This window comes from Microcoleus sp. CAWBG58, from assembly GCF_020883045.1.
GTDB lineage: Bacteria > Cyanobacteriota > Cyanobacteriia > Cyanobacteriales > Microcoleaceae > Microcoleus.
On sequence record NZ_JAHRFA010000138.1, the window covers coordinates 1 to 11071 of the forward strand.

Here is an 11071-nt window from a genome sequence, read left to right on the forward strand (position 1 = left end):
ATTGAAAAACTAGAATCACTGTTACATAAACTATTAAATGAAGGAGGACTAATTATGAAATGGAACAGAAAAATAAAAAATAAAGGTAACGCGAGTTAATGCAGTTTAGATGTTTGACAGCTTAACCAATAACCAATAACCAATAACCAATAACCAATAACCAATAACCAATAACCAATAACCAATAACCAATAACCAATAACCAATAACTAATAACCAATAACTAATGACTTATGCTATGGCTTTTTGGGGTTAACTGTTCGAGGAATTTCGATCGCAAATCTCGAACCTTTTTTTAGTTGACTTTCGACCGTAATTGTGCTGTTCATTATCTTGACTAACGAGGCACTAATCGCTAGTCCTAAACCGGTGCCTGGATATGGTCGGGTTGTGCTTTGGTCGGCTTGATGGAATTTGTCGAAAATGTGGGGCAGATCTGTTTTAGAAATGCCGATTCCTGTGTCCCGAACGGTGATAATTAGCCGATCGCCCTCTAATTCCCCTACCTCAATGCAAATGCAGCCCTGATGAGTGAATTTAACCGCGTTGGAAATCAGATTCACCAAAACTTGCCGCAGCCGCAACTTGTCATTAACGATACACCGATCCTGCAAGCCCACGCAGACGGACATTGCCAGATTCTTTTCGGTGGCTTGATTTCCAAATTCCAGAGCCACATCCATTACTAAATGCCCTAAATCAAATTCTTCAATTTCTAATTCGGTGCGACCGCTCTCGATTTTGGAGAGGTCGAGGATATCGTCCAGCAGGACTAGCAGGTTTTTGCCGTTATTTAAAATTCGCCCCACCATATCTATTTGCTGCGCGCTCAGCAGTTGTTTGTGCTGGCGCAGCAGCAATTGGGAAAAGCCGATAATCGAATTCATGGGAGTTAGCAATTCGTGGGACATGCTGGCCAAAAATTGCGATTTTAACTTTGCTGCTTCTAGGAGTTGCAATTTTTGCTGTTGAATGCGCTGATCCTGATTTTCCAGTTCTTGTTGTTGGCGAATTAGCAGCTCGTTTTGCAAGTCTAAAAGCTGTTCCTGCTTTTTAAATTTTTCGATCGCCCGCGCGCTGTTAATCGCGATCGCAGCTTGTCTTCCCATCACCGCCAGCAGTTGCACAGATCCGCTGTCAATAGCCGTCCTGTCTTTCCCGTTACCGATCGCCAAAACGCCCAAACGCCCGCTTTCCCGCGACTCGATCGCCGCAGCACAGGCCGCCGCCGGCACTCCTGGGTACGACTCAGAGCGCCACAGTTGAGACTCTCCCGTCGCAAAAGCCCTCAGCAGCAGCTTGTCTTGCACGTGCAGGGTTTTGCCTTTCTCAAAGTTTGTCGCACCCCCTACAGCGCTGAGCTTGAGCCCGCTGGAATCGCACTCCGGGAGCGCAACCAGGCAAAATTCAGCTCCGGCGATCGCCTCCACAGTCGCGTCCGCGATCGCTTGTAACAATTCCGACAAGTTACCCGCGCGCTGGCTCAACAGATTTGTAAACCGCTCGATCGCCCGCAAATTCGCCCCAGCATCCATTAGTATTGGGGATTCGGGCAATTTTTCTGCTTTTAACTTAGCGGACGATCGGGCGATCGGGCGCAAAAATTCGACTTCTGATTCTGGTTCGGCTTGAGTTTGTGCGATCGGGTGCAGATCTGTGTAGGTTCCCACCCACTCCAAAACTTCCTGACTGTGTGGGTTGGCGGGCGATCCTCTAGCCAGGTTCCAGCGGTAAGTCCCCTCTCGCGTCCGCAGCCGAAATTTGATTTCGTAACTTGGCGGCGGCTCCCCACCCGTACCCGATGGCGTTGGGTCCCACCCGTGGCGCGCCAACAGACGGGGGCGGTCTTCTGGGTGGACGCACGCCAGATACCCGAAACCCAAAGCTGCTGATGCTGGTACTCCCGTGTACTCTTCCCACGGCTGACCTAAATAAGTCGTCCAGCCGCCGGTATTAGCTTTCCAAACTATGTGAGGAATGGCCGACCACAGGCGATCGTCCACAGTTTTGCGATCGCAAACTTGCTGTAGGGGGGATGGTATTTCTGATGCCTTGTATAGTATTTCCGCCTCAGAAAACTCCGAGCGAAAAGAGTTGTTGCCGTGGTAGTGAGTCATAACTGGTTTTATAAATAAGCATTCAACTTTAGCCATAACACCAGATCAAGTCTCGTGCTGCTAGCTTTATTGATATCGACTACCTGCACCGAAAGTTTTTATACTTTAAATTTATCTAAGTACATCATATCTTTACCTCTATCAAGGGGCGGACAATGGGATAATTCAGCTAAACTGTTAAAACATCTTCGAGTTTACCTGTCCCGAGGAAGGCTCATGCTCGCGATCGCCCTAAAATAAATTAAAAATTAACTTGCAACAGGGCCGCTGCATGAGTATCCTGGAAAAAGATGTGCGGGCTTTCAAACCCTAAATCAGGACACATTCTCAAATTTACTCAGCTTGGCTGAGTCACTTGACGGTATTTTTAAAGTTTATCGGATCTATTGGAAAAAAGATGACTAAAATTCGCGTTGCTTTGATAGAAGACCACGACTTGACAAGAGTCGGCATCCGCACAGCTTTACAACAGCGTGACACCATCGAAGTTGTCGGGGATGCAGCTAACGCTACAGACGGATTGAAACTGCTTCAGTCTACCAAACCTGATGTGGCAATTGTAGACATCGGTTTGCCAGATTTTGACGGCATTGAACTGACACAAAAATTCAAAAAATCGATAGCAGCCGACTCCGATCCGGATACCAAAGTTTTGATTCTGACTTTTCAGGACAACGAAGAAGAAGTTCTGGCAGCTTTTGCCGCCGGAGCTGACTCTTACTGCATGAAAGATATCAGCTTCGATCAGTTGTTGGATGTAGTAAAAGTAACCCATGAAGGTAACTCTTGGATCGATCCGGCGATAGCTCGCATCGTTCTAAAACAAGCTCGCACTAAGGAGTCTGCTCCGGAAGAACCCAAGCCTGAGGGTAAAAGAGTCACAATTAAGGCTGCCGAACCCGAGTTCAGTCACATCATTGAAACTTACCCGTTAACCGAGCGAGAGTTAGAAGTTTTGGAACTGATCGTGCAGGGTTACAGCAATGCTGCTATCGCCGAAAAGCTGTACATTACTGTCGGTACAGTCAAGACTCACGTCCGCAATATTCTGAACAAGCTGTGCGCTGACGATCGCACTCAGGCAGCCGTTCTCGCCCTGCGTTCTGGCTTGGTTGGATAAAGCCTCAACAGCAGGCAAAAGCAAGTTAAAAGTAAGGTGCGCCCGCGCACCTTACGCATTAATTTTAGGATGCGTACTTGGCACCGACTGACTAATTATTGGCGCTTATCTAGGGTGTTCTTTGGCGCACTTTACTGCCGAAGATATAGACTTCAATCTCAGCATCGCCAGCCGCATAATCTGATGTCTTAAAAGCTATGTTTAAGTCCGCATCTATCCTGGTGCAGATATTTACAATCATCTTTTGATCGGTAAATCTACCTTAAGATAGATGCCAAATAATCCTCAAATTACTAATACTTATGATTGAGAAATAGAAAGTTAGATAAAATTCCGAATCGCACTGTCGGTATGGCGCGATGTCACTTCATAAAATGCGTAGGCTCGGCCAGATACTCATACTTTTAGGAATAGTTAATCACTTACAGAAATTATATCCGCAGAGTGATGCCAGAGTTCGCTTCAATTTGCGAGATTAAAACTATCTACTGCTACTGAAAAATCTTAAAAAGAGGCATTATGAGCGCTCCAATTGAATTTCAGTTATTTGCTCCCTACAACAAAGGAGCTGCCTTGATGGGGTCTTTTTCTAATTGGGAATAAATTCCGATGGCAAAGGACGAAGAAGGTTATTTCCGCACGCGAGTTGAGTTGGAGGATGGCGTTTATCAATACAAATTTCGCGTGCAGTCCAAAAGCTGGTTTCTGGAGGCAGATCAGTGGGTAGATGTGGTAGATCCCTACGCGACTGATATCGACGATCCCACTCAAAACGGCGCGATCGGGATCAAAGATGGCGATCGCATTGTCGATACCTACGTGTGGCAGCACGATGACAAACCGCTACCTGCCGATCGAGAATTAGTAATCTACGAAATGCACGTTGCCGACTTTTCCGGCGGCGAAGCCGATCCCCTCGCCCGCGGCAAGTACGAGCACGTCGTCGAAAAACTCGATTATCTAGTCGAACTCGGCGTTAACGCGATCGAACTCATGCCCCTCAAAGAATACCCAGGCGACTACAGTTGGGGCTACAACCCGCGCTACTTCTTCGCTGCCGAGTCCAGCTACGGCACCACCGAACAACTCAAAAACCTGATAGACGAGTGTCACGGGCGCGGGATTCGCGTCATCATCGACGGGATTTACAACCACTCCGAATCATCCAGCCCCCTCACCCAAATCGATCGCGATTATTGGTACCACCACGCCCCCCGCGATCCAGGCAACAATTGGGGCCCAGAATTCAACTACGAATTTTACGACGAAAACTTAGGAACTTATCCGGCGCGCAAATTCATTGGCGATACAGTCCGCTATTGGGTTCAAGAATACCATCTCGACGGCATTCGTTTCGACGCCGCCCGACAAATTGCCAACTACGATTTCATGCACTGGATAGTTCAAGAAGCCAAAAATGCTGCCGGCCCGAAACCGTTTTACACCGTTGCTGAATACATTCCCGAAACTCCCAGCATCACAAATCTAGAGGGCCCGATGGATGGCTGCTGGCACGATAGTTTCTATCACTGCATTGTCGAACATATCTGCGGCGATACCTTTGATTTAGAACGGCTGAAAGATGCGATCGACTGCAAGCGCCAAGGTTTCTTGGGTGCGACAAATGTAGTCAATTATTTGAGCAATCACGATCGCGATCGCGTATTCTCAGAATTGGGCGATCGGGGAATTTTGGATGAACCAGCATTCAAGCGGGCGAAGTTGGGTTCTGTGTTGTTAATGACAGCAGTTGGCGTACCGCTGATTTGAATGGGCGAAGAATTTGGCGAATACAAAGCCAAAACAATCGAGCAAGCAAAAATTGACTGGACGCTGCTGGGAAATGACATGAATAAAGGTTTGTGGGAATACTACAAAGGCTTGATTCACCTACGCAAAAACAACCAAGCACTTTACACCGAAAACATCGACTTTTTCCACGAAGACCCCGACTCGAAAGTGTTTGCTTACACTCGCTGGAACGATGAAGGTTCGAGAGTTGTAGTAGTTGCGAATCTGTCGGAAAATTATCTAGCGGGTTACAGCGTTCCCCACTTCCCAGCAAACGGAACTTGGCACGAATGGACGGGCAATTATGATGTGGAATCTGGCGATGACAATATTACGATTGACTTGCCGGAATACGAAGCTAAAGTATTTGTTTGGCAGTAATCCGTTAGGTACGTTGTTGGGCTTTAGCCCTCTTAATTATATATATGAAAGAGGGCTAAAGCCCAACAACGTACCTTTTTTTTAGGTTTTTGCGTTCTTATTTTAGATCTGCAAGAGCGCTGAAGCGCAACTACGTACCTTTATTGAATGTTACTGGCGAGGAATTTTCTTTTTTACACGCACGCTACCAGTATTTCTCGTTGTCAATGTAAACTACATATTTTACTCGGTTGATTTTCTAGATACAATTGGGTTGCAGCCGCCGCCGGTATGGGTTTGCTAAAGAAGTAACCCTGACCCATATCGCATTGAAGCGATTGCAAAAATGCCAACTGTTCTGCTGTTTCCACTCCCTCAGCAATCACCCGTAGATTCAAGCCCTGTCCCAGAGCGATCGCCACTTTCACAATCGTAGCACCGCTGTTGCCGTTGAGCAAATCTGCCACGAAGGATTTGTCTATTTTTAAATTATTCAGTGGAAAGTTTTTCAGAGACCACAGCGAAGAATAACCTGTGCCAAAATCGTCCAGAGAAATGTGAATTCCCATTTGCTGCAACTGCTGCAATACCGACACCGTAAAATTTACATCTGTCATGGCAACTGTCTCGGTAATTTCTATTTCTAAATACTCGGGATTTAACTCGGTTTCTGACAAGATTTTAGCAATGGTTTCTACCGTGTTAGCTTGTAGAAACTGACGGGCTGATAAATTCACAGCTACCCGTACCGGCGGCAATCCCAATAACTGCCACTCTCGATTTTGCAAGCAAGCTGTCCGCAGCACCCATTCGTCAATTTGGCAGATTAATCCTGTTTCCTCAGCTAGGGGAATAAATCGATCGGGAGAAATCAAACCGCGTTCGGGATGCTGCCAGCGAATCAAAGCTTCCATGCCGACTATTTGGCAAGTATTTAAGTTTATTTGCGGTTGATAGTGCAGCACAAACTCTGATTGTTTCAAAGCTTTGTAAAGCTGATTTTCTAAGTTAAGTTCCTCGGAGACTTGATTGCCGATCGCCCGCGTGTAAAAATGATAATTGTTCCGACCTTTCTGTTTAGCTTTGTACATCGCAGCATCAGCATTTTTTAGCAAGGTTTCTGCATCTTCTCCGTCATAAGGAGCCAAAGCAATTCCCAAACTAGCCTTAGTATAAAGTTCCCGACCGTCAAAATCAAAAGGAGTGCTTAAACTCTGGATTATTCGCTGGCAAACCTTAGTTGCGTCCTCTGGGCTGTTGATATTGTACAGCAGCAAAGTAAATTCATCCCCGCCCCAACGGGCGATCGAATCCCCGAGGCGCAAACAGTTAGTCAAACGCCGAGATACACCTTGCAGCAACTGGTCGCCCACTGGGTGGCCGAGAGTATCGTTAACATTTTTAAATCTGTCTAAATCTAGAAATATCACCGCCAACATTTCTGCATTCTGGTGAGCGTTAGCTAAAGCTAAAGACAGCCTTTCATTAAACAGCAATCTATTCGCTAAACCTGTTAATGGGTCGTGCGAAGCTTGATGTCGCATCATTGCCTCGACGCGCCTCTGCATGGCAGCCATGTACAGGTGAGTTCCTAATGATTTTGCTAGCTTCTGTTCCTCGCTGCTCCATTTTTGAGCTTCGCCGGTTTTGATTTCTTTCCAAGCTGCAAAGGACTGTCGGGGTCGATCGCTCCGGGCGTCGGAACTGCAACGGCCAGCCCACAAAATTTCGGTTTCTACGGCTGCGCGAAAAATGGTGAGACAGCCGATGCACTGTTGGCGGTATTGCAGCGGTACTGCCAAAAATGACCGAATGTCAGCTTCGAGAAAATTTGCAGATAAAGATTTGACTTGAGGTTCTTGAGAAATATCGGAAATCGCGTACAAGTGCGGGACGATTAAATTAGAAATATTTGTATCAATTGAACTGTAATGCTCGGAATATAGATTTTGATAAATTCCTAATTGGCTGGTACTGTCGGCAGTTTTTGGTTGCTCGTCTTGGTTTGCCCACCCCATGATCTGCTGCCAAAACTCGGTGAGTTCGAGATTGGTGTCTGGAGGCTGCACGCCGCAGGTATAAAGTTTAGCCGGCCGATCGCCAAATTCGGCGGCAATGTACAAGCGTCCTCCCGAACCGTGCAAATGCTTGACAGTTTGTTCGAGAACTGCTTGCCGAATTTCGTTTAGTTCCAGAGGAGAGTGCAGCAAACTGCTAATTTGGTTGACAACGGCTTCGTCGTGCGCTTGCTGTCGGGCTTGAGTGAGGAGAAAAGATTGGGCGATCGCAATTGAAAGCTGATCCACAAGCAACTGTACTATGTTCAATTCTCGATCGCTAAACCGTTTGGGTTGACTGTGGTGACAGGCCAGCAGCCCCCAAAGTTGATTTTGATGTACGATCGGCACCGTCAGAGAAGAACGCGCCCCCATAGCCTCCAGATATTCTGCGTGACAGGAGTCTACAGGACAATAGCGAATATCTTCAACTGCTAAAGTTTGGCCGGTTTCGGGACAATCTAAGCGATTAATTATTTTATGCTGCAATCCCACATCTACAATTACTCGCTGTCGCGCTTTGACAAACATTTCGCGCGCACTAGGGGGAATGTCGCCCGCAGGAAAGCGCAAACCCAGCAGAGATGGCAAATTGTCGCCGTTGATGGCCTCGGCAATCACCTCGCCGCTACCGTCTGCATCAAAGCGATAAACTTTTACCCGATCGCTTCCTAAAAAGCTGCGGATTTCTCGCGCCGTTGTCGTCAAAATCTCTTGCAGTTCTAAAGAGTTGCGGATGCGATTGGTAATTCGATTGAGTAAAATCTCTTGTTTTAAATTCGCTCTTGACGTTTGTCTAACTCTTCTGCGGGCCATCCCTTTTAATCTCCAGGGCAATTGACAGCATTTTTGCGAGTCACCTTGTTAACTCGCCCTGTTTTATAGACTACAACACTTTCGCTCACTCTGTGGGATTGACGCAACCAGAGAGCCAGAAACCCAGTTTTTATGAATATTTCTGGTTTTCCCACAAATTTTCGGTAGGAACCGGGTTTCTTAACAGACTTTTATGCGGACTAAAGTCCGAACGATCAAACCAATCTAGAAAGCGGGTCGATCGCACAAGCTTCTGACTGAGAGTGCAGAATGCTGGAAGAGTAAACCCGGTTGCTCAGTATTTATACTGGGAAATATCCCGTTAAGCCGACTCCCAAATTTCCCGAATTCTCTCCGGCAAAAAGCTCGCTATTTCCTGAATTCGCTCCTGGGACAACTCATCCTTCGTTGCCGAAAATACACCCGCGATCGCAGTTTCCGATTTTACTCCCGAAGGAAGTGAGCCTTCTAGTTCGACCCTCCGTACAAACAAATTGGCATCGATGCCCAAAGGTGCAGGCCCGCGCAAAGGCTCACGCACCCGGCTTAGCAATCGTACCAGCGGATTCGTATCTTTCCAGAGGTCAGCTATTTCTGTTTGGAGGGTTTTGTCGTCCGTAGGTAAAACTTCTTTGTGCAGTTCGGCTTCCACGCGATCGCTGGCTTCTGTTGTCATCAAATCGGGCGGGCGGGCTTTCAACCAATTCTTTCTGGTAAGTTAAGTCGTCTCTGATTGCAATTGTCATCAACATCTCCTAGGTTAATATCTGGTAAACAGTCAGTAAAAAATGATATTTTTACGGGTTTAAGTAGCGATAATTACTACTTAAAAACATTGAAATCTAAACCGGAGAAATAAGTATCTCTCAGCAGGTGGAAGTTGTTAAATTTATGTGCCTCATCTAATCTTTCTTTAGGTAGATACACGGAGGATATCAGTAGTGTAATGTTGAGAGAATTCTCAAAAACTGCGGCCACTCTTCAAAGCAAAAATTAAGCTAGGATAGTTTATTAGCAAGCTTTTTCCTAGTAATCGCCTCTTGTTGTCAAAGCTGACGCAACCTTAGGGCGTAAGTTGGCAATTTGCCCGGGGATCGGTAAAATTATGGAGATACTGTGGGAGCGCTCGACTGGTGCAGTCTTTGCCAGAACTCGCAGCGATATTGTACAATCTGGCTAGACTGAAGACTGGCCATCTGAGAGCTACAAATACGAGCCAATCTGTTTCAAGTGCCGGAGCGCCACTTGAAGAATGCCTCGGGTAAAACTTTTACGATCGTTTTTCGATCTGGATTTATGAACTACCCTACGTGGAATCAGCATTTGGAATCTTCTTTAAATATGGGTCACCTGGCGGTTGACAAGCGTCCTCTCGTATTGGCTGTAGACGACAATCACGATAACTTAGAGCTGCTGACGCAAATACTCGATTTATTCGGCTGCGAGTGCGTAGGAGCCATGGACGGCTACAGTGCTCTTTCGACAGCAGTCTCGCGCTCTCCCGACTTAATCGTACTCGATATTTGTCTGCCCGATATAGACGGTATAGAATTAGTAAAGCGGATCAGAGAAAACCCGGATCTCAGACATATTCCGATCGTGGCCGTCACAGCACTAGCAAAAACAGAAGACCGCGATCGGATTCTCGAAGCAGGCTGCGTTGCATATCTTTCTAAACCTTTCAACATCAAGGATTTAGAACAAATTATCCGCCACCATCTCAACCATCAGCCGATTCTCGTGGAGTTTTAGACTTAGAACTCGAATCGCGAACTTGAGGTGCAGACTCCAAAATTGCGATCGTTCCGGCGCGGCCCGTCTCCAAAGTCGCATCGCTGAGCAAATCAGTCACGGCCACACCCAAAACCTCTTTGATTAAGTCTTTCAGTGCCACTTCCAGAACTGACTCTAATTGCGATCGCACCTGGGAAGCCAAATCTTCCTGACCGTTCTGAGCCAGCAGTTTTTCTGGTTGAGTAATCGCATTTTCGATTACAATGATTAATTTGTTATCCAAAAGATTGCAGAGCGCCTGACTCGTTTGCTGTCCCAGCAGAGAGCGATACAAAGCTTGAATACCCTGGGCCAGACTGCGTTCTAACTTTCCGCGAGTAGGTACTAAATTTTCCCCGGTCATATTTTTTATGTATAGCAAGATCGCTCAAAAAACAGTTAACAGTTAACAGTTAACTTATTAACCGTTAACTGTTCCCAAAAACTGTCGGACTAGCCGACAGTAACTTGATTGGTTTCCACCCCAGTTGCACCCTTAACCCTTTTAGCAATTGTCACCAACTTGGTGACAATTTCCTGACTGGGAACCGTACCTTTGAGAACCACCGTAGTACCGTGTTGAGCAACATAAACAGTCTCAATGTCCGCCACATCAGGATTTGCATCGAAAGCCTGAGCCACCCGTTTAGCTAAACCGCTTTGATCGTATTCTCCATTCAATCCCATGCGTTCCGGCGGGATTGTCTGAGTCGCCCTAGCAGCAGGTTGAGTTTGAACTTGAGCTTGAGATGGAGCTACAGGTGCTTGGTAAGCAGGAGCTTCCACATTTTCTTGATTTTCCAGTTTTTCTAAACCAAACAGTCTTTTTAGCCAGCCCACAGAAGTTACCCTCTCAAAATGTTTTTGTTAATTGACATTTGGCACGGCGCCGTACAATTCTTATACTCAATACCATTAGTCACAAGTTAAGCTAAAAACACTGTTGTCAATGAGTAATCTTACTCATTTTTTACCGAGATACCAATTAAAATGTGACTCCATTTATTGCCTTATTATTGCCAAAAAATTGTTCGGGA

At 46.3% G+C, this 11071-nt stretch carries 10 protein-coding genes; 4 read left to right on the forward strand and 6 right to left on the reverse strand.

The genetic code is table 11. The features are described from left to right. Positions 1-236: 236 nt before the first annotated feature. A complete protein-coding gene (locus QZ918_RS31920) occupies positions 237-2117 on the reverse strand; it encodes an ATP-binding protein (protein ID WP_293342840.1) in 1881 nt (626 codons plus the stop codon). 397 nt (positions 2118-2514) lie between these two features. On the opposite strand from QZ918_RS31920, the gene QZ918_RS31925 reads away from it, so the two are divergent. Continuing rightward, positions 2515-3237 carry a response regulator gene (locus QZ918_RS31925; RefSeq protein ID WP_293342843.1) on the forward strand — a complete coding sequence of 241 codons (723 nt, stop codon included), beginning with the start codon at positions 2515-2517 and terminating at the stop codon, positions 3235-3237. Positions 3238-3346: 109 nt separating this feature from the next. On the opposite strand, the gene QZ918_RS31930 is transcribed toward QZ918_RS31925, so the two are convergent. Then, complete coding sequence (locus QZ918_RS31930) at positions 3347-3478, reverse strand: hypothetical protein (RefSeq protein ID WP_293342846.1); 132 nt, start codon at positions 3476-3478, stop codon at positions 3347-3349. Positions 3479-3846: 368 nt separating this feature from the next. On the opposite strand from QZ918_RS31930, the gene QZ918_RS31935 reads away from it, so the two are divergent. Both QZ918_RS31935 and QZ918_RS33205 read left to right on the forward strand, forming a co-directional pair. Next, on the forward strand, positions 3847-5007 hold the full coding sequence (locus QZ918_RS31935; RefSeq protein WP_367275481.1) for an alpha-amylase family glycosyl hydrolase: 1161 nt from the start codon (positions 3847-3849) through the stop codon (positions 5005-5007). Then, positions 5008-5409 carry an alpha amylase C-terminal domain-containing protein gene (locus QZ918_RS33205; protein WP_367275482.1) on the forward strand — a complete coding sequence of 134 codons (402 nt, stop codon included), beginning with the start codon at positions 5008-5010 and terminating at the stop codon, positions 5407-5409. Between the two features lie 203 nt (positions 5410-5612). On the opposite strand, the gene QZ918_RS31940 is transcribed toward QZ918_RS33205, so the two are convergent. Further along, positions 5613-8261 (reverse strand): EAL domain-containing protein, encoded by a 2649-nt coding sequence (locus tag QZ918_RS31940; RefSeq protein WP_293342849.1) that lies wholly within the window; start codon positions 8259-8261, stop codon positions 5613-5615. A 322-nt stretch (positions 8262-8583) separates the two neighbouring features. Then, entirely contained in the window at positions 8584-8961 is a 378-nt protein-coding gene (locus tag QZ918_RS31945; RefSeq protein WP_293342852.1) for a DUF2267 domain-containing protein, read from the reverse strand. 596 nt (positions 8962-9557) lie between these two features. Between QZ918_RS31945 and QZ918_RS31950 the strand changes: the two genes are divergently transcribed. Next, positions 9558-10013 (forward strand): response regulator, encoded by a 456-nt coding sequence (locus tag QZ918_RS31950; RefSeq protein WP_293149649.1) that lies wholly within the window; start codon positions 9558-9560, stop codon positions 10011-10013. On the opposite strand, the gene QZ918_RS31955 is transcribed toward QZ918_RS31950, so the two are convergent. Together QZ918_RS31955 and QZ918_RS31960 are read right to left on the reverse strand one after the other, a co-directional pair. Continuing rightward, positions 9982-10398 (reverse strand): Na-translocating system protein MpsC family protein, encoded by a 417-nt coding sequence (locus tag QZ918_RS31955; RefSeq protein WP_293149651.1) that lies wholly within the window; start codon positions 10396-10398, stop codon positions 9982-9984. The genes QZ918_RS31950 and QZ918_RS31955 overlap by 32 nt on opposite strands. 89 nt (positions 10399-10487) lie before the next feature. Further along, the gene (locus tag QZ918_RS31960; RefSeq protein ID WP_293149653.1) at positions 10488-10874 is read right to left on the reverse strand and encodes a BON domain-containing protein; all 387 of its coding nucleotides are present in this window, start codon (positions 10872-10874) and stop codon (positions 10488-10490) included. Positions 10875-11071: the final 197 nt, after the last annotated feature.